The sequence below is a fragment of the Brevundimonas sp. genome (genome assembly GCF_019636155.1).
Taxonomy (GTDB): domain Bacteria; phylum Pseudomonadota; class Alphaproteobacteria; order Caulobacterales; family Caulobacteraceae; genus Brevundimonas.
In genome coordinates this window covers 233,641-251,945 of sequence record NZ_JAHBYB010000004.1, presented here as the reverse complement: position 1 = coordinate 251,945, position 18,305 = coordinate 233,641, and the positions used below count along the sequence as shown (strand labels likewise).

Here is an 18,305-nt window from a genome sequence, read left to right as displayed (position 1 = left end):
GGCCAACCTGCAGGCCATCGGCCTGGAATCGCGCCGCCTGCCCGGATACGACCTGGAGGCCCTGGTGCGACAGGCGGCGGACGAGCGCGGCTGGCTGATCGCCTATGGGCATGACGTGTCGGACCGGCCGACACCCTATGGCTGCCGTCCCGAGGACATCGACCGGCTGATCGGCTTGGCGAAAGACGCGGGCCTGGACATCCTGCCGGTGGGCGCGGCCCTGGACCGGATGGCGGCTTAGGGTCCGTACTCAATACCGCTCATCCCCGCGAAAGCGGGGACCCAGTGTTTTGGGCGATCCGGCCTTTCCAAGCGCCCGATGACGGTCATCCCCAGCGCTCTGTCTCTTGAAAGGACTGGGTCCCCGCGTTCGCGGGGATGAGCGGTATGGAGGACGGACCCTAACGGTTGGCGCCGCGCCGGCGGCCCGCTATCAACCCCGCTTTCGCGAACCGAGCCCGCCCCCATGTCCGACGCCCTGCCCGACCGTCTCTCCGTCGATCCCGACAGCCCCTATCACGACGCCGAACTGCTGGCGCGCGGCGTGGGCGTGCGGTTCAAGGGCGAGGACAAGACCAATGTCGAGGAATATTGCGTGTCCGAAGGCTGGGTGCGCCTGGCCCTGGGCAATCGCGTCGACCGCAAGGGCAAGGCCCTGACCGTCAAGCTGCAGGGACCGGTCGAGCCCTATCTGCAGGGCGAATAGGCCTTTACCCCCCGGCGGCCGCGCGGATACGGTCCGCGCCGTAACGCCTGGAGGGCTATTCATGACTCGCATCCGTCGTCTTTCCGCGGCCGTGGCCGCCACCGCCCTGCTGGCCGCCGCCGGGGCGGTTCAGGCCCAGGACGCGGACGTCATCCGCGCGGCGGAACAGGCGCGCGACACGGCCCTGGCCGGCAATGTCGCCCTGGACTACGTGACCCAGATCACCACCCGTTTCGGCCCCCGCCCGGCCGGGTCCGAGGCCGAGACGGCCGCCGCCCGCTGGGCCGCCGACTATCTGAAGACCCTGGGCTTCCAGAACGTCCGCATCGAGGCCTTCCCCCTGGTCGGCTGGGAACGGGGCGAGGAGAGCGGGGCCATCGTCGGCCCCCGGCCCCAGCGCCTGTCCGTCGCCGCCCTGGGCCATTCCATCGCCACCCCGCGCGGCGGGGTCGAGGCCGACATCGTCCGCTTCGACAGCCTGGAGGCCCTGAACGCCGCCCCGGCCGGGTCGCTGAACGGCAAGATCGCCTATGTCGACGCCGGCCAGATGGTGCGGATGCAGGACGGCTCGGGCTATGGTCCCCTGTCGCGCATCCGCTCGGCCGGGCCGTCGGCCGCGGCCGCCAAGGGCGCCGTGGCCTTCATCATGCGTTCGGCCGGCAGCGACGAGCATCGCATGCCCCACACCGGCACCACCCGCTATGTCGACGGCCGGGTGCCCCTGCCCAGCTTCGCCCTCAGCGCGCCGGACGCCGACCAGGTGTCGCGCCTGGTCGCCATGGGCGAGACGGTCCGCATCAAGCTGAGCTCGACCGCCCGCACCTATCAGACCGAGTCGCACAATGTGATCGGCGACATTCCGGGCGCCCAGAGGCCGGACGAGATCATCGTCCTGGGCTCGCACATGGACAGCTGGGACCTGGGCACCGGGGCCATCGACGACGCGGCCGGCGGCGCCATCACCATCGCCGCGGCCAAGGTGATCATGGACAGCGGCCGGCGGCCGGCCCGGACCATCCGCGTGGTCCTGTACGGCTCCGAAGAGGTGAACCAGCCGACCGACACGGGCAACGGCGGCGGCGCCTATGTCCGCAACATCGGCGAGGGCGTGGCCCGGCACATCGTGGCCGGCGAGAGCGATTTCGGCGCCGACCGCATCTATGGCCTGGGCCTGCCGCCGGGTTCGGCCGCCACCGACTTCGGCCGCATCGCGGCGCGGGTGCTGCAGCCCCTGGGCGTCCTGCCGGGCGAGCCGGAACTGCATGGCGGCGTGGACATCGGCCCCCTGGCGGCGGCGGGCGTGCCGGTGTTCGGCCTGCGCCAGGACGGCAGCCGCTACTTCGACCTGCACCACACGGCCGACGACACCCTGGACAAGATCGACCCGGCCCAGATGACCCAGAACGTCGCCGCCTGGGCCGCCCTGGTCATGCTGATCGCCGATTCCGACGTCGATTTCCGCGCCACCCGGCCCGCGACGGCGGAACACTGAAACCCGACGCTTGACCCTGCGGCCTCAGATGCGAGGCTGAGGCCGCAGCCTTCCTGGGGGAACCATGTCCGAAGCCGATCCTTACGCCGCCGCGCCCGCGCCGGCCGCACAGCCGACCAACGGCATGGCCGTGGCCTCCCTGGTGCTGGGGGTTCTGTCCATCCTGTTCGTCTGGATCCCCTTCGTGGGTCTGATCTCCTGGGTCCTGGCGCCCGTCGGCCTGGTCCTGGGCCTGGTCGCCCTGGGCAAGCCGACGGGCCGGGGCCTGGCCATCGCCGGCGCCATCTGCTCGGGCATCGGCCTTCTGGGCTGTATCGGCTGGGTCGTGCTGATCGGCGCCGTGGCGGCCGCCGGCGCGGGAGTCTGATCGCCCAAGGCGGTTCACGGCTATAAGCAAGGCCGGACGCCGTTCCGCGCGAGCGTGGCGAAACTGGTAGACGCAAGGGACTTAAAACCGTAACACCGTATGTTTACGTAGTGAAAACAAGCGGTTAGGCGATTTAGAGACTTACACAGGCCTTACACAGTTGCCGGCGACGGCAAGGAGGCGATGTGTCCGAGTCTCACACGCTCATGGACGGCCGGGTCCATGTGTACCGGCGAGAGAACAGCCGATTCTGGCAGTGCGCGACCTATCTCAGCGGTCGTAATCATCGGCAGTCGACCAAGCAGGAGAACCTGGCCTACGCACTTGAGTATGCGCGCGACTGGTACCTCGATCGGGTCGCGGAGGATCGGCTGCGCCGACGCGGCGGGATTGTCGTCGCGCCGGGGCAGCCCTCCATCCCTGTTGAAGCGCCGCGGACGCGGCCGGGAGAGAAGACGTTCCGCGAGGCAGCTTCGGCCTTCCTCCTGGAGTTCGAGGCGATGACCTTGGGCGAACGCAACGCCCAGTACGTCGCCAGCAAGGCGCGGGTGCTACGGCTCTACCTGTTGCCATACTTCGGGGACCTGGCGGTCTCGCAAGTCACAGCCGGGCGCATCCAGGAATACCGAGTCCACCGCGTCACGCCTCCCGCCGAACCTGAGCGAATTCGCTACGTGAGCAACGGACGAGAGCGCATCGGGAAGCTCCGAGCGTGGAAGCGACCGAGCCGTCAGACCCTCCACAATGAGATGGTCTGTCTGCGCCAGGTCTTGAAGACCGCGAACCGCAAGGGGTGGATCGCCGCCTTGCCGGATATGTCCAGTCCCTATCGCGCCTCCGGCAAAGTCAGCCACCGGGCCTGGTTCTCTCCCGAAGAGTACAAGCGCCTCTATGAGGCCACGCGGGAGCGGGCCAAGAACCCGAAGAAGGAGCGGTGGCGCGCGGAAAGCGAACAGTTCCACGACTTCATCCTTTTCATGGTCAATACCGGGCTGCGGCCGGACGAGGCGCAGCGCTTGGAGTTCCGCGATGTCTCCATCGTTAAGGACGATTCGACCGGTGAGCGGATTCTCGAGATCGAGGTACGCGGCAAGCGCGGCACCGGGTTCTGCAAAAGCATGCCCGGCGCGGTGCTGCCCTTCGAACGGGTTCGCAAACGCAAGGATGGCCAGCCGACTGATCTCGTGTTCGGTCTGGTTCAGCGCGAACTGCTGAATGCGGTCCTCGACGAGCTCGATCTGAAGAGGGACCGAGAGGGCAATCCCCGCACGGCCTATAGCCTGCGCCACACCTACATCTCGATGCGCTTGATGGAGGGGGCCGACATCTACCAGGTCGCGAAGAACTGCCGGACCAGCGTCGAGATGATCGAGAAGTACTATGCTTCGCACATCAAGAACGTGCTGGATGCCTCGGCCATCAACGTCCGCAAGCCCAAGCCCGCGAAACGGCGGGGGGCGAGCAGTCAGGCGACGGACGTCGACTGAACTCGCCTTGGGGCGCAGCACGAACGCAGCTATAGAGACGCTTCAGCCTGCGGGCGTGGCGAAATTGGTAGACGCAACGGACTTAAGCTGAGGATTGAGTGCGCCGGGGGAAACCCCGGACGTAGAACCGCTCAAAGTCGGGGAACCCTGTCAGATGGCGATCCCGAGCCAAGCCCGTCTCTGGCGGGAAGGTGTAGAGACTAGACGGGCGGCGTCTAAGGCCTTCGGGCTATGACGAAGGGATAGTCCAGACCACGAACGGTCCGAACCGGGGCCGGCGGCGAAAGCCGAAGTGGTACGAAAATCCGTCGGGCGAAAGCCCTTGCCGGTTCGATCCCGGCCGCCCGCACCAAAGTCCATGAATGACTCTAAGCAGAATATCTGGACGTCTTCTTTTGAGGCTGCGGTGGGACCGGCTACCGGTCGCACTATCGCGCGACATCGATCTATGAGGAGAGGCGGTGGCCTACTTGACGCCACCCACACCGTCGTCGCCTGGTTGCGTCACCGGGGATCGCGCCGCCGACCGTATCCGGATCGAGGCCGAGGATCAGGGCGACGGTCTATGGACCGCGCGGCTCTCGGTGTCCGGTCGGCCCAGTCACACCAGCCACGAGACCGACCTGAAAATGCTCACCCGCGCGGCCAGTTCTTCGACGATACGAGCGCGCGCTGCCGCGACATGGGCGACCCATTGATGTCCCTGCCTCGCCAGGGCGCGGTCACATCTGTTGGATCCGCATTGATGTCTTCGCGCGAGGTCGACGTCGTCGGATGGCCCGCCGAACGCTCGTCGTATCGCCGCTCGACTGAGGCGTTCCTACGGCGGTGACCGTCACCCCGCCGGAAAGGTCCGAACCCCGCGCACGCCGCCTGCGTAGAACGGGTTATCCCATTGAGAGCGGTTGTTGTCGTGGATCACGAGGTAAGGGTGCCCCGGAAAGATCGCGAGGACCGTGGCGTTGTCATAGAGGTGCTGTACGCGCTCGATACGTTCGCCTCTGACCTTCCGGGTGATAATCTTTTCGCCGCCGAGCCGCTGTCCGACGGTCGCCGTCCAGGTGTCGCTGTGGTGGGTGAAGGTGATGGCGTAAAGCCGTTCCCCCGGAGGAAGCGGTCGGGCGCCGCAATGGCGCGCCAGATCTTCGTACACACGCTCGTAGTCGGCGGCGGCCACGAAAGGGACGAAAAAGGGCGGAATCTCGATCATGGTCGCCTCGTGTCGGACGACTACACGGTCGCTCCGTCGGGTTTGAATGCCAAGCGTGACCGCCATTCGCCGCGGGCGGGAAAAAGGCTGAACGTCAGGCCCGGCGCGGGAGCAGGCGAAGCCGACGATCGAAGTAGCGCTTGTCGTAGACGTCGCGTCCGTTCCGCAGACGATAGACGGTCCAGACATAGGCGGCGGCGTCCCTGTCGGTCGAGAGGTCGATCCCTGCGAATTTTTCCATATTGGGACGAGCGGCCGTGCGGCGACATGCCTCGAGAAAGGCCTCGTAGGATGATCCGAAAAAGGCGCTGAGGGCTTCGGGACCGTAGATCTCTTCGTCATCAAAGATTCCGGCCCCGATGCGTTCGCATTCGCCGATCGGCCGCGCCGGCTTAATCGTGCGGAACGTGAGTTCGAAGCCCTTGATCTCGCCCTGAAGCACCTCAACCGGGCGCCGATCGAGGACGTCGCAAACCGTCGTCACATAATCTTCCCGGGCGCGCGGTCCGATGAAGACGCGGCGGAGGGCGTCGTCGAGATAGTGCTTTCGCCCGACCTCGCCAGTCACATAGCGCCATTCCTTCTCATGGCTCCATTCGGCACGTTTGCGGGTGATCCGAGCAATGATCGCCTCTTCGAGCCGGTCGGGCGCCATGTCGGCGACCGAGAGGGGCGACAGCGCCTTGTGGGCGTAGGTGACGGGCCGCAGCGTTTCGTTCTGGAAGTCGCCGATGGTCAACTGATCGGTGTCGAACTCCAGGCACATGCCGGCGAAGTTGCTGGCGTAATAGGCCCACATCGGCAGGTTTTCGAAGGTGCCGGCGAACGATACCAGAGCAAAGCGGTCGATCGTCTCCGACAATAGGCCGTAGAGGTGCTGTAGGCCGCCCGCCGCAGGACCGAGCATCGCCTCCACGATGCGATCACCGGGGCCGCCGGTCTCGTAGAAAGCCTCCATCGGATCGTTCATCGCGCCGAAAGGCGGCGAGTAGAGAAAGCTCTCCCGCAAGGCCGTAAGTTCCCGATCCAGCAGAGCGTCTTCGAGGGGACGAAATCGGTACAGGCATGCGGGCGGGGCCATCACGTCATGCTAGAGCGGGATGTGGGAATGCGGAAGCTGAACTCACCGTGGGCGTCGTTGTGTGCGTTACCGAAGTCAGCGCGGGGCGGTGGGCTTCCGCCTTCGGGCGCTCCGCAAGCGGCCCGTATATGTCCGGCAGGCTATGCGGCCTTGCACCGACGAGGTAGCAGCCCAAAAACATCGGAGTGATCAAGGATCGATCAACTCTTCCGGCGCATTCTACCCTCGCTGGCCCCAGCGATCATGAAATATTGGCCACATTATTGATCGAAGGTTGATGTCGGCAGGGAATGCGACTAGGTAGAACGCCGGAGACCGCCCAGTGAAAACCAAAGCCTGGCCAGCCCTGGCCGAACTCGCTCAAGCGCTTGAGAGCAAGACCGCGCGCGCCCTAAACCCCGCCGTCTTCGACGCGATCGCCGATCGCCTCGAGAGCGCGCTGGCGGCCAGCGACAACGCCGAACTGGCGACGGTCGCCGCCCGTCTGGAAGACATCGCCCGCCAATGGATGGCGTCGGGATCGGACGCGGTGCGCATGGCCCTGCGCGGCGACGCGAGGGCGGACGACGACCTCGTGTCGCTGTTTGTCGCCGGTAGGCTAGCGTTCGCCCAGAACCTCGCCGCCCGCGCGCTCGATCGGCGTGCGGATGACGCCTTTTACGATCTGATCGTCGACCCGCGATACAAGGCATACATCTGCGCCCTCCTTTCAGGCGCCAAGACCGGAACCCAGCTGGCCGAGATTGTCGAAGAGACAGTCGAGACGGTGAGCCGAAAGCTCAAGGGGCTCGAGGAGGCCGGTGTCGTGCGTCGGCGCAAGAGCGGACAGGCCACGCTCAACCTGCTGACACCGGCCGCCCGGCTCTATGCCGAAAACCGGCGGCTGAGCCCGATGGGCGGTCATGTCGTCCAGGCTGCGGTCCAGACCGCGCTCATGGCGCGATCGGAACATATGCCGGATCACCTGCAGGCCTCGCCGGTGCTCGGGCCTGAGCCCATGGGAGCGGGTTGATGGTTGAACCCGTCGGAACCCGCGGCGGTCAGATCATTACCTTCTACTCCTTCAAGGGCGGTGTAGGCCGGACGATGGCCCTCGCCAACGTCGCCTTCCTCGCCGCGATGAACGGCCTGCGGGTGCTGGTTATGGACTGGGACCTCGAGGCGCCGGGTCTCGACTACTATTTCCGCGGCTTGTCCGAGAGCGACAAGGCCCGGGCGATCAAGTCGGCCCCCGGAGTATTGAACCTCGCCTGGGGTTGGAAACGGCGCATCCTCGACGCCCGCGAAGAGCCGGATGTGGATCGGCTCCTCGGTGAGTACGAACGTGGCGATCCGTTTCGCGACTGTGTCTGCAGCATCCTCGATGACAGCCGGTGTGAGCCCGGCTCGCTCGATATCATCGGCGCGGGCTCCAAAATCATCGAGGACCTGGAACCCCTGCCCTACGGCGAGGCCCTGGCGCGCTTCTCCTGGACCGAGTTCTTCGAGAACTACGGCGGCGGCTTCTTCATCGAGCGGATGCGTAACTGGGCCAAGGCCAACTACGATCTCGTCCTGATCGACAGCCGCACAGGCTTCGCCGACGTCGCCGGCGTCTGCACGATCCAGCTGCCCGACACCGTTGCGCTGTCGTTCATCTTCAACCGGCAGAACATCGAGGGCATCGCCGACGTCGCCCGCAATATCCACGGCGACCGAGGCGCCGACGTCAAGCTGCGGGCGGTGCCAATGCGGGTGTCGCGGCAGGGCTTGCTGGATGACGCGGAAGCCCGCTCGCGAGCCGCGACCGCCTTGCAACGAAGCGGTGCATTCACCGCCGAGAGCGTGAGGTCCGATCTGGAGACTCTCGGAATTCGGGCGTCGCTGAGCGTGCCCTTCTATGAAACCATAGCGCCCTTCGCCACGGCGAGCGCGCGCGACGACCAGCTGTCCCTGGACTACCGCAAGCTGGCCGAGGCGATCTGCGGGCGTCCCATGCAGCTGATCGAGGTTCCGCCGTCATGGCGCGAGAGCGTCAGCCGGAGACTCGAATACAAGACGGTCACCCTCGAATATCTCGAGGAGCTGCGCGGTGGCGATCCGGCGCGCGCGACCGAGGAGATCGAGCGGCTGCTCGAGGGCGCGGTCGAGGCCGAACTCTACGATGGCGGCCTGGAGCGGAACTATCTCATCGCGCTTGTCGATCTCGCGATGGACCTGGACGGGATGGTGTTCGAAGACGTCGAGGCCGGCCGCGTCGAGCGCATCGCCGTTCAAGGTTTAGATCTTCTCCGGACTCGCTTCGAGACCGATCCGCTCGAATGGGCTTGGACCTACGCGTCTTATCTCGAGTATTTTGACGATCTGTTCCGGTACAACGCGGAGGAGGCGGAGCAGGAGCAGTTCCTTCGCCGCTACGACGATGTCATGTCGGTCGCGCCTTGGGACGCCGCGAGCATGGTCCGTCGGGCTGGCTATCGTCGCCGGTTGGCGAATTTCGCCGCGGGACGGCAAGACTTCCAGACTGCCCTGTCGCTGCTGGATGAGGCGCAGGAGTTTCTGCACGCCGCGCGTATGGCGGGGGACTCAACCGTCCGACCAGAAGAAACCGACATCCTGGTGCAACGCGCTGGTTTCCTCGAACGCATGCAGCAGCCCGCGGCGGCGAAGGCGGCCGCCTTGGCAGCGCTGAAAAATCTGGAGGGCGAAAAGCGGCCGGACCGACAGCGGGTCGCTGGCGCGATCCACCTGCTGCTCCTGCGATTGGAAGATGATCCGGAGATCGCCATCGGACACCTGACACGCGCCCTAGAAGATGAACTCGTCATGTTCGCGGCACCAGGGACTCTGGCGAAGGTCGTGCAGATCGTCACCCGCTCGAGGGCCGCGCCGAACCACGCCTTGTCAGTTATCCAGCGGATGGCGCCGGTTCGGTCCCGCGCTCGCCAGGCGCCCGCTACCTTCTTTAGCCGAACCCTGCCTTACGCCAAGGAGTTCGTCACCGCCTCGGCGGCCCTCGGCGGCTTGGCGGCGTCCAAACCCCGTCCTGAAACGGCGGCGGCGATCGACGGCCTGCTGAAGGCCAACTCCTCGCTATTGATCCTTCTCACCCGGCGATACACGTCGGTCGGCGTCGCCGGGCCGGTGCGCAAGGAGATCAAGACTCTGCTGAACGAGGCGACGACCCTCGTCCAGATTGGCTCCCTGGTGGGGATTTCCACGGACACCATCGACAGCCTGATCCGGGCGGCCGACGGCCTCAACCTTCTCCTGCACACCACGGATGACGGATGAGCGTCGCTGATTTTCGGGGGCGGACGACTGGCCCCGCGGACCTCTTCCTGCAGCTCTGGGAGCGCGCCGTTGAGTGGAGCCATGTCCAGCGGGAAGACGCGCTGCGTCGACCGGACATTGTTCGGGCGCTGATGACGGATCTCGTCATGGAAGATGACGGCCAGGTCGCCGTCGACGCCCTGATTGAGGCGATCGCTGAGACCTTGGACGGCTCGGACGATCGCGACCGGGGGTCGATCCTCGACGCCATGGAAATCCTCGACGAGGTGTTCGCCGCAGTCCATCCGCGTTCGGCCCTGCTGGCGCCATCCCGTGCGCCGCGGCCGCGGTCGCCGGAATGGCTGCGCGATCTGGGCGAGGCCCGAACCTTGGGGCGACCCTTCGCTCAGTCCGACACACGGATCGTCCTGCCGAGAGGCCCCTTCACCACGACGGCGAGGAGCCAAGCCAATCTGAATGGCGAAACGCTCGAGGACCGGTTCAATTTTCTGACGGTCGCGCCCCGATTTCTCGACGTTCACGGTCGGTCCTTGCCTGTGCGCAGCCAGGTCGTTGGGCACGAGGTCTTCACCGGGGTGCCCGGCCCCGGGAACGCCGGCCGAGAGGCCATAGGCGTGGTCGTCGTAGCCGAGCGGGCAGACGAGCTGGATATACGCCGCGAAGAGCACGATGGCCGGCCGTTTCTTGACATTCGCGCGAGCGAGACGGTGCCCGCCGGCCAACGTTTCTTCGACGGCGTCCAGAAACTGGGCGCTCTGGATATCGCCATGGCGCCCGAGCTGACCATGTCGGAGGTCGAGGCCCTTCGCTACGCCGACGCCCTGTCGAAGGCCCAAGAGCAGAAGCCGCGCCTGAGCATCGCTGGCTCCGGCGCCGGCAGGGTGGGCGATGTGCGCGGCCGGTTCGAAAACGTCTCGCTTGCCTTCAATGCCTCGGGACGCGAGCTCTGGCGCCACAGCAAGGTCTGGCCCTACGCGATGACGCCCGCCCAAGTGGCGGGATTCAAATGGGATCCTATCGACCCCGGACAGAATCTGGCTGAGAGCCTGGTCGATGGCGACCATTTCACCGTGGCCGACATTGACAGCTTGGGCCGTGTCATCACCCTCATCTGCCAGGATTTCCAGATCAAGCCGGCGGTCGCCGAAGCCGTCCGGCTCTACCAGCCGGATTGGGTGCTTGTTCCCGTGCTGGATTCCGGCACTGACTTCGGGCGGTGGACCCACCAGCGTGCCTATGACCTCAGCGTTGAGTCCAACGCCCGTTATGTGGTGGCCAGCAGCCTCGCGCTGTCAGACCAAGCGGAGATCCAGGGGTACCCGGATCTTCCGGTCGCGGTCCTCGTCGGTCCTCGCGGTCCGACACCGGACCCCGACCGGACCTACGCCGCCCGTGCGGTCGGCATCATCAAGTGCCACATTTCGGAGCCAATGTGCGGTCGCCTGAGTTGGGGCGATGGTTCGGAGGCGTGGACGCAAACCAATCTGGCGAGGCCGAAACCCGAGCCCCCCTTCTGACCGGAGTCTGGCCGGCCGATTTGCAGTGACCCCACCACGGCATACGCCCGGGCCGCGCGGCACTCGGGGTCTCCAGGCGACATTGCGTGCGGCGTCTGAGGGGGCCTGCGTCTTCACCGCGACTTTGCCGGCAAGGGTCGTGTCTTGCGCTACTTGATATCTTCCGAATGTCGTGTTTGCAGCCCGGATGGGATGTCCGCTGCTGGCGCGAAGCAGCGACGCCGGCGCACTAGTGCGTTGGGTTGCGACGGGGCTTCGACCTCACTGGATGCGTTCCACCGTGATCCCGGCCTCTTTCAAGATTTGCTGGACGCTGTCGTCGCCGGCGAGATGAAGCGCGCCGACAGCGACGAAGGTCGTGCCGGGCGCGTCGAGCAGGGTTGCGACCTGCTCCGCCCAGCGCCGGTTCCGCGCCACGATTGTGGTCTCGTAGACGATCGGCGTGCGCGCCTTCATCGGCGCAAGGGTGATCTCGTCGATGCCTTCGACGTCCCCTCGCGTCCATGCGTCCGCTAGCTGGCCGAGTTCGACGGGCGCCTCGCCGAACGTGTCGAGTGTATTGCGCAGGAAGGCGATCTGACCTTCTTCGGAGAAGCCTGACAACATCCGCACCTGGTCGGCGGGCGTCTCCAGGCCATGGATCGGCTTTGCCGCCCGGGCTGCGTCGGCGCGGAGAAGTACGTCGACACCGGAGCCCGCTTCGAAACCCCCGCGAGCGGGCAGGGCGGAGGATAGCATGACCCCCGCCAGCCAGGGCCGCAGCGGGTCCATCTGACTTGCTGACGCGCCCAGGGTCCGCGCCGCCGTGTCCAGTCGAACGAGGTCTTCCGCGTTGAGCAGGCTCGACAACGGTCGATCAGGGGACATCCCGTACTGCTGGATCAGGGGCGCGACCGCGGCCTGATCGTCGGGATCGGCGACCTCGAGGAACAGCGCATCGGAGGCCTCCATGGCTTCGGTCACCCTGGCTGTCCGCCAGTCGAGGTCGGGCCGCATGAAATGGATCGTTCCGAAGAGATAGAGGGTCGTGTCGGCGTCCTGCACCAGCCACAGCGCCGGTTTCGGCGGAGGTGCGCCTTGGGCGTGCACCGGGGTGGAGATCAGGGCGATCAGGGCGAGTGCGGCGGCGGTCAGGCTGCGGCGGAACGTGGCGGGTTGGGTCATGGCGAAAGTCCGGGCAAGAGTGGGCAAGCGGGCGCGACCTCGTCACGCTCGGGTGGATGGATAGTGGTGAGGTGCAGAAGGTGCGTCGGTCGGGGCGACGCGCCGGGGTCAGGCGGCCGTCTTCTGTCGCAGACCGAGACCGTAGAGGACGGTCGCTGCGATCCCCGCCACGACGGCGGCGCAACCGCCCGTAAACGCCGCGGAAACCGGCGCGAAGGTCCACAGTCCGGCGTAGGCAAGACCGCTCAGGACCATCGACCAACCGCCGAAACGCTGGACCTGGCGGGCTCTCGCGGCGGGTACAAAGGTCTTGGGCATTCTGTTGCCGTACCAGACCAGCATCAGGCCGATCGCTCCCATCACTAGACGGGTGACGGTCTCGCCTTCGATCAGGCCTGCGTTGCGTGCGGCTGTGGCGGCCAAGGCGAGGGCGATGATGGCGCAGGCGACCGCCAGACTCTTGAGGATCTCTTTGTTCATTTGACTGGGGCCTTTGCCGAGGACGCCTCTGCGCTCGGTTCAAATGTGCTGACGAAGCCCAGCAGCGCGTCTTCGAGCACCGAGAGCTTGAGGTGATAGATGACGGCCTTGCCGACCTTCTCGGCGTGGACGAGGTCCGCTTCCTTCAGAACCGCGAAATGCGCGGACATGGTCGGCTTGGACACGTCGAACTGGTCGCTGATCTCTCCCGCGGCGAGGGGCCCGGCGCGCAGCATCTGCAGGACGCGGCGGCGGGTCGGATCGGAAAGGGCTTTGAAGACCGAACTCATGATGTGACGATTAGCTAACGGTCTAATCATTGTCAATCGGTTGGTCGAACTCTTCGGACGTGACTTTGAGCCGCGGCGGATGGGTGGGTAGCTTGCGTCGGCCGTGCTGACGTCCGCAATCAATCGACCAAACGTCGGATCTCAGGAGGTGATCCAACGTCCAATTCTGGCGCAAAGAAACCGGCGGGTACGACCCGCCGGCTAGTCGTACTTCTTGCCTGGACGCTGGGTCAGCGCTGATCCTGCCGCAGTCTTCGAGTTCTTTCCGGTACGGTCGTCGCGAAGGACCTTCGACGCTGCCTTGCCGGCTTTCTCGCTCGTTTGCTCACCTTTGGCCATGATTACCTCCATCGCCACGCCCCAGATGTTGGGCGTCTTAGAAATGCTAACCCAATATGTTGTGTTCCCGGTTTCAACTAACGTCGGCTTCCGGGCAGCGACCCAATGTCCGCTTCTCTAATCGGGCATGGGGGTCAAGCTGGTTTCGATCGTCGGCCGATCGATCACGCGGGTCACGCTTCTCTTCGCAGTCTGGATGGCTCCTTTCGAGCGGAGCCGCTGCACGCATGCATGGGATCAGGGTCTGGAGAGCCTCGCTTTTGGTCGCGCTCGAAGCGCAGCAGACATTTTCGGCTTCATCCATCCCGTCGTCCGCGTGGGACGATCCGGCCAGGATCGGATTGTGGTGCGGTAGTTCAGGTCATGCCGCAGCCTCCGATCCGTGCCGGAACTCTGTGCCGTCGGCCCACATGCGGTGCAGGACGACAGCCAGCTTGCGGGCCACGGCGACGATGGCCCGTCGGCGGCCCTTGGCCTTCATCAGCCGCATGCCCCAGGCCTTCAGACTCGACCACGCGATCGAGCGCATGAGCATGGCGTTGGCGGCGGCGTAGAGGGTGGCGCGCACGTCAGAGTCGCCGGCGTGGGAGATGCGGCCGGGATTGTCCTTCTCGCCGGACTGGAAGCGTCTGGGCGTCAGGCCGAAGTGGGCGCCGACGGTGCGCGAACTCTTGAAGCGGGCTGGATCATCGACGGCGGCCTTGAAGCTCAGGGCGGTGATCTCGCCGACGCCGGGGATGCCCATGAACCGGGTGCAGACCTCGTCCTCGTGAGCCGCCTTCCTCACGCGCCGGTCAAGCTCCATGAAGGTCTCGAACAGCATCTGCCGCGCGTGCAGCATCGGCAGCAGAGCCCGGCTCAACGCCGGATCGCTCTCGATGGTGTCGCGCACGGCGACGTCGAAGGCGCCACGCGACAGGCGCATGGGCAGCTTCACGCCGAACACCTTCAGCAGGCCCCGGATCTCGTTCTCCAGGTCGATGCACTTGCGCTGCATCACCTTGCGGCTGGTCAGCAGGGCGCGCAGGTGATGGCTCTCGACGCTCTTCACATGCACCCGGCTGTACCAGCCGGAGCGGAGGATCTGGGCGATGCCGCGGGCGTCGTGCCTGTCCGTCTTGTTGCGCATGGCCGACAGCGCCGCGTTGACCTGCCGCGCCTCCATGCACACGACGTCAAAGCCGGCCTCCCGAAGGCCATAGGTCAGGTGCTGGGTCAGCGTGCCGGCCTCCAGACTTACCTGATGGATCGGCTCCCCGAACTCGTTCAAGCAGCGGACCAGGTCCGGCACATCCGACGGCACCGATCGCTCGAGGCGGACCTTCCCGTCGTCATCAATGATGCAGACCGCCACTGAGCGCAGCGACACGTCCAACGCAGCGTAGAACATCGTCGTCTCCCTTCATCTCGGACTGAGCCGAGAACCTTATGGGAGCTTGCCCCTTCGCAGGACCGCCCGATTACGCATGCTTCTGGCGCTGAACAGCTGCAGGGAGCGTAAAATGACCGGCGACAGGGAGGCGACCTCAGTGGAGGTTGGCCATGCGCCAGTCTGACTTGTTCATTCAACCCAAGCGCCCCTGGAACGCCGGTCGACTGATCGGCCCCAAGGCGCCGCTGAAGCCGAAGCACATCTGGGCCATCCGACAGCAGTTGAAGGTGGCCAAGAGAGTGCGCGATCTTGCGATGTTCAACTGCGCCCTGGATGCCAAGCTACGCGCCTGTGACCTGGTTCGGCTCCGCGTCAGCGACGTGGCTCCCGGCGGTGCGCTTCGACAGCGCTCGATCGTCATCCAGCAGAAAACCGGAAGGCCTGTGCCTTTCGAGATCACGGAGCCTGCGCGCGACGCGATCGCGGCTTGGCTGAAGGTCCGCGGCGAGCGCGAAGATGACTGGCTGTTCCCGAGCCGCAGCCGACCTGGTCAGCACATCGGCACCCGACAATATGCGCGGCTCGTCGATCGGTGGGTTCGGATGATCGACCTGGAGCCGCAGGGTTACGGGACCCACAGCCTCAGGCGCACGAAGGTGTCGCTCGTCTACAAGAAGACGGGCAACCTCCGCGCCTGTCAGCTCCTGCTCGGTCACAGGAAGCTGGAGAGCACCGTTAGGTACCTCGGTATCGAGGTGGACGACGCCTTGGAGATGTCGGAGCAGATCGATCTGTGACTCACGGCCGGGTCCGAAAGCGGGCCCGGTCACTGTCCGCCAAGGGTGGGAAGCGGACTCACACCGCCCGACGGTTCCTTACCCAAGTCGCCGCCGCAATCAGAAGGTCGAGCGCGAGGACCGCAGGTGCGCCAAACGCAGTCGGCAACCCGAAGGGCGAATATAGGAGGGTGATGTAACCAACCATCTGGCGCGGATCGTTGGCGTCGAAGCCATACATCTGCATCCCACTGATGCTCACGACTGCGCCGCCGACTAGCAGCAGAACGATCCACATCCCGTAGGCGGCAATCTGCGCTACATCACCAAGCCTCGGTCTGAACAGATGGGTGAAACCTAGACGCACGCCCAGCGCGCAGGCGAACGCCCAACCGAACCAAACAACGCTGAACGCGGGACCCTCCATCGGTCCAGATTACCGACATTCCAGAAGACCGCTACGGGTCGAAAGCCGACGGTCGCCTAAGGGTGGAAAGCGGACCTAATGCTCGGCCCCCTCGCTAGCCACAGCACGAGGTGCCCTCTTGGATCGGGGGGCATGGAGTGTCGCCGTAAGAACAGAACACGCAGCAATCGCCGGGTAGCGGTCGCAGCTTGGTCCCGCAGCCAGTGCAATCGTAGAACCAGATGCAGGCGTCTGTCGGCATGGTTTCGGTAGCCACACGCCCGCAGTCAGGACAGGTGAGGGTGGACTGTAGCAGGATGCCGTCGCTCATCGCGCTGCCATCAAAAGTCTCATTGCCCAAGGCTCAATGAAAGGCCCCCAAGCCAGAGCGAGAGCAACCAGCACGGAAGCCAGAACAAGTAGCCAAAAAGCGGTGCGCGATGGTCGAGCGCAACTCACGTCACTTCGGCACTTTCGGACCCGCCGCCAGTGCAAGAGCCAGCCCAAGACCAAAACGAAGGCCGCAATGGCCGTCAACCATGTTCGCGCTCCCGCGATTACCGCGGCTCCTGCAAAGGAAACCCCAGCGAGGGAGAGAGCCAGAGGCAAGACGCAGCAGGCGGCCCATGCGAAGACCGAGGCAAAGCCCCCGACAGCAGCCGAGGTGCTGACGACAACATCTGGATTAGGGGGTGGCTTGTGGGTCGTCATGGGAAACTCCGTCCAGTGTGATAGAGGCTACAACCCGTAGCCACTACGGGATCAAGGGTGTGAAGCGACAGACGTTGACGATTGGACGGTTGGCCCGCCAAGCCGGGGTGAACCTTGAAACCGTGCGCTACTATGAGCGTATCGGCATCATGCCCGCTCCAGACCGAACCGAGGGCGGACACCGTAGCTACGCTACGGAGCACGCTGAACGTCTGAAGTTCATTCGTAGGTCCCGTGAGTTGGGGTTCGGCATCGAAACCATCCGACGTTTGATTTCGGTCGGCGAGGCCGAGACGCAGGCGTGCTGTGAAGTGCGGGACATGGCCAAGGATCAGATTGCTAGCATTGATGCAAAGATCAGCGATCTGACACGACTCAGGCAGGTTCTGCAGCGGGCCGTAGTCGACTGTGGAGATGGCACCGAAGTTCGTTGCCCTGTCATCCGACAGTTGGGATCAATCGACCAAGGGCTAGCTGGCTCGCCTGAGACTGGCCCCCAATAGAGGATGAATGGAAATCATGAGCATCCGGCCCGGTTTTTACAGCGTCCGCCAATCTGGATCAGACCAGGACCCCATGGACGATGAGGCGTGGGGATTGGCGATGCTCTCGCACTTCAAGGACGGGCGCGTCGTCGGAGTCGATCAGGGCGGATGCCGGGTGAGCGGGACTTATCAGGACCGTCCAGACGGCGGCATCGACCTACACATGACCTACGACCTCAAATGCGGGTCGCATCTGCCTAACGGAGCCGTGCTGGAAGCCGATCACCGCATTGAGGGCGATCTGGTTTTGGCTGGCGAGACGGTCACTGGCGGCCATCAGCTTTTGGACATCGGCCTAGGTGGAATCGACATTCATCGCATCCAGATCATGGCGGCGGCGAGGTGAACGAAGCCTAGGAAGTGAATGGCTCTGCGATCGTAGCGGGTGGCGAAGCGTCGGAAGTGCTTGAGCTTTGAGAAGCAACGCTCGATGCGGTTACGAGCGCGATAGGCTTCAATGTCGTGGGCGATCAGCACCTTGCGAGTGCGGTTGGAGGGGATGACGGCTTGCGCGCCGGCGTCGGCGATGAGTTGGCGCAGGGCGTTGGAATCGTAGGCCTTGTCGGCCAGCACGGCGCGGGGGCGAAAGCCTTCCAGCAGGGCTGGCGCGGCCAGGGCGTCGCCGCTTTGGCCGGCGGTTAGGATGAACCGGATCGGCCGGCCGAGGGTGTCGGCGGCCATGTGGATCTTGGTGGTCAGTCCGCCTCGGGAGCGCCCCAGAGCCTGATCCGAGGCCCCCCTTTTCCGGTCGCCGCCTGCTGGTGGGCTCGGACCAAGGTGCTGTCGATCATCAGGTACTGATTGTCACGGTCCTTGATCAGGTCGGCGAACACCCGATCCCACACCCCGGCCTTCGACCATCGGCTGAAGCGCTTGTGCAGCGTCTTCCAGCGTCCATAGCGCTCGGGCAGATCGCACCAGTGCGCCCCCGAGCGCAGCACCCACAGCACCCCGTTGACGAACAGCCGGTTGTCGGCGGCAGTCCGCCCAGGATCGCCCGCCTTGCCCGGCAGCAGGTCCGCGATCCGCTCCCACTGAACCTGGCTCAACTCGTAGCGCTTGGCTGACATCAAAAGGGCTCCGTCCATC

At 65.2% G+C, this 18,305-nt stretch carries 20 protein-coding genes and 1 pseudogene; 11 read left to right on the top strand and 10 right to left on the bottom strand.

Going from position 1 to position 18,305, the window contains the following annotated elements; genetic code table 11:
* The 5 genes and pseudogenes from KF910_RS06945 to KF910_RS06925 all read left to right on the top strand — a co-directional run.
* Nucleotides 1–241 (top strand): annotated as a pseudogene (locus tag KF910_RS06945) (polysaccharide deacetylase); the annotation flags it as partial.
* Nucleotides 242–466: 225 nt separating this feature from the next.
* Nucleotides 467–706: a DUF3297 family protein gene (locus KF910_RS06940; RefSeq protein ID WP_292259897.1), complete on the top strand. Its 240-nt coding sequence runs from the start codon at nucleotides 467–469 to the stop codon at nucleotides 704–706.
* 61 nt (nucleotides 707–767) lie between these two features.
* The gene (locus KF910_RS06935; protein ID WP_292259895.1) at nucleotides 768–2,198 is read left to right on the top strand and encodes a M20/M25/M40 family metallo-hydrolase; all 1,431 of its coding nucleotides are present in this window, start codon (nucleotides 768–770) and stop codon (nucleotides 2,196–2,198) included.
* Between the two features lie 64 nt (nucleotides 2,199–2,262).
* The gene (locus KF910_RS06930; RefSeq protein ID WP_292259893.1) at nucleotides 2,263–2,565 is read left to right on the top strand and encodes a hypothetical protein; all 303 of its coding nucleotides are present in this window, start codon (nucleotides 2,263–2,265) and stop codon (nucleotides 2,563–2,565) included.
* Nucleotides 2,566–2,750: 185 nt separating this feature from the next.
* Nucleotides 2,751–4,052 (top strand): site-specific integrase, encoded by a 1,302-nt coding sequence (locus KF910_RS06925; RefSeq protein WP_292259891.1) that lies wholly within the window; start codon nucleotides 2,751–2,753, stop codon nucleotides 4,050–4,052.
* Between the two features lie 835 nt (nucleotides 4,053–4,887).
* Here the strand turns inward: KF910_RS06925 and KF910_RS06920 are convergent.
* A complete protein-coding gene (locus KF910_RS06920; RefSeq protein ID WP_292259889.1) occupies nucleotides 4,888–5,262 on the bottom strand; it encodes a hypothetical protein in 375 nt (124 codons plus the stop codon).
* A gap of 94 nt (nucleotides 5,263–5,356) precedes the next feature.
* Complete coding sequence (locus KF910_RS06915; RefSeq protein ID WP_292259888.1) at nucleotides 5,357–6,343, bottom strand: DUF2971 domain-containing protein; 987 nt, start codon at nucleotides 6,341–6,343, stop codon at nucleotides 5,357–5,359.
* Between the two features lie 322 nt (nucleotides 6,344–6,665).
* Here KF910_RS06915 and KF910_RS06910 point away from each other — a divergent pair, with 322 nt between their 5' ends.
* Genes KF910_RS06910 through KF910_RS06900 form a run of 3 tightly spaced genes read left to right on the top strand, consistent with a single transcriptional unit; the run spans nucleotide 6,666 to nucleotide 11,133 of the window.
* Entirely contained in the window at nucleotides 6,666–7,355 is a 690-nt protein-coding gene (locus KF910_RS06910) for a helix-turn-helix domain-containing protein (protein ID WP_292259886.1), read from the top strand.
* The gene (locus tag KF910_RS06905) at nucleotides 7,355–9,616 is read left to right on the top strand and encodes a KGGVGR-motif variant AAA ATPase (RefSeq protein WP_292259884.1); all 2,262 of its coding nucleotides are present in this window, start codon (nucleotides 7,355–7,357) and stop codon (nucleotides 9,614–9,616) included. The genes KF910_RS06910 and KF910_RS06905 overlap by 1 nt, the downstream gene beginning before the upstream one ends.
* The gene (locus tag KF910_RS06900) at nucleotides 9,613–11,133 is read left to right on the top strand and encodes a hypothetical protein (RefSeq protein WP_292259882.1); all 1,521 of its coding nucleotides are present in this window, start codon (nucleotides 9,613–9,615) and stop codon (nucleotides 11,131–11,133) included. The genes KF910_RS06905 and KF910_RS06900 overlap by 4 nt, the downstream gene beginning before the upstream one ends.
* Nucleotides 11,134–11,394: 261 nt before the next feature.
* Here KF910_RS06900 and KF910_RS06895 read toward each other — a convergent pair whose 3' ends face one another.
* From KF910_RS06895 to KF910_RS06875, 5 genes are all read right to left on the bottom strand, one after another.
* Nucleotides 11,395–12,297: a TraB/GumN family protein gene (locus KF910_RS06895; RefSeq protein WP_292259880.1), complete on the bottom strand. Its 903-nt coding sequence runs from the start codon at nucleotides 12,295–12,297 to the stop codon at nucleotides 11,395–11,397.
* Nucleotides 12,298–12,405: 108 nt separating this feature from the next.
* Complete coding sequence (locus KF910_RS06890) at nucleotides 12,406–12,777, bottom strand: ammonium transporter (RefSeq protein WP_292259878.1); 372 nt, start codon at nucleotides 12,775–12,777, stop codon at nucleotides 12,406–12,408.
* Entirely contained in the window at nucleotides 12,774–13,067 is a 294-nt protein-coding gene (locus KF910_RS06885) for an autorepressor SdpR family transcription factor (protein ID WP_292259876.1), read from the bottom strand. Before KF910_RS06885 ends, KF910_RS06890 begins: the two co-directional genes overlap by 4 nt.
* A gap of 201 nt (nucleotides 13,068–13,268) precedes the next feature.
* Nucleotides 13,269–13,406, bottom strand: coding sequence for a hypothetical protein (locus KF910_RS06880; RefSeq protein WP_292259874.1), 138 nt, complete (start codon nucleotides 13,404–13,406; stop codon nucleotides 13,269–13,271).
* 361 nt (nucleotides 13,407–13,767) lie between these two features.
* The gene (locus KF910_RS06875) at nucleotides 13,768–14,796 is read right to left on the bottom strand and encodes an IS110 family transposase (protein WP_292259872.1); all 1,029 of its coding nucleotides are present in this window, start codon (nucleotides 14,794–14,796) and stop codon (nucleotides 13,768–13,770) included.
* Between the two features lie 152 nt (nucleotides 14,797–14,948).
* On the opposite strand from KF910_RS06875, the gene KF910_RS06870 reads away from it, so the two are divergent.
* Nucleotides 14,949–15,575, top strand: a complete 627-nt coding sequence (locus tag KF910_RS06870) for a site-specific integrase (RefSeq protein ID WP_292259870.1) — start codon at nucleotides 14,949–14,951, stop codon at nucleotides 15,573–15,575.
* A gap of 58 nt (nucleotides 15,576–15,633) precedes the next feature.
* Here the strand turns inward: KF910_RS06870 and KF910_RS06865 are convergent, their stop codons facing one another.
* Both KF910_RS06865 and KF910_RS06860 read right to left on the bottom strand, forming a co-directional pair.
* On the bottom strand, nucleotides 15,634–15,981 hold the full coding sequence (locus KF910_RS06865; RefSeq protein WP_292259868.1) for a hypothetical protein: 348 nt from the start codon (nucleotides 15,979–15,981) through the stop codon (nucleotides 15,634–15,636).
* A gap of 94 nt (nucleotides 15,982–16,075) precedes the next feature.
* Nucleotides 16,076–16,291 (bottom strand): GDCCVxC domain-containing (seleno)protein, encoded by a 216-nt coding sequence (locus KF910_RS06860; protein WP_259555015.1) that lies wholly within the window; start codon nucleotides 16,289–16,291, stop codon nucleotides 16,076–16,078.
* A gap of 361 nt (nucleotides 16,292–16,652) precedes the next feature.
* Here KF910_RS06860 and KF910_RS06855 point away from each other — a divergent pair, with 361 nt between their 5' ends.
* Nucleotides 16,653–17,174, top strand: coding sequence for a MerR family transcriptional regulator (locus KF910_RS06855; RefSeq protein ID WP_323805458.1), 522 nt, complete (start codon nucleotides 16,653–16,655; stop codon nucleotides 17,172–17,174).
* A 7-nt stretch (nucleotides 17,175–17,181) separates the two neighbouring features.
* A complete protein-coding gene (locus KF910_RS06850) occupies nucleotides 17,182–17,562 on the top strand; it encodes a hypothetical protein (RefSeq protein ID WP_292259863.1) in 381 nt (126 codons plus the stop codon).
* On the opposite strand, the gene KF910_RS06845 is transcribed toward KF910_RS06850, so the two are convergent.
* Nucleotides 17,529–18,286 (bottom strand): IS5 family transposase gene (locus KF910_RS06845; RefSeq protein WP_292258833.1). Its coding sequence is split into 2 segments (ribosomal slippage): nucleotides 17,529–17,944 and nucleotides 17,944–18,286, totalling 759 coding nucleotides; the frame shifts between segments, so codons are not numbered across the junction. The genes KF910_RS06850 and KF910_RS06845 overlap by 34 nt on opposite strands.
* Nucleotides 18,287–18,305: the final 19 nt, after the last annotated feature.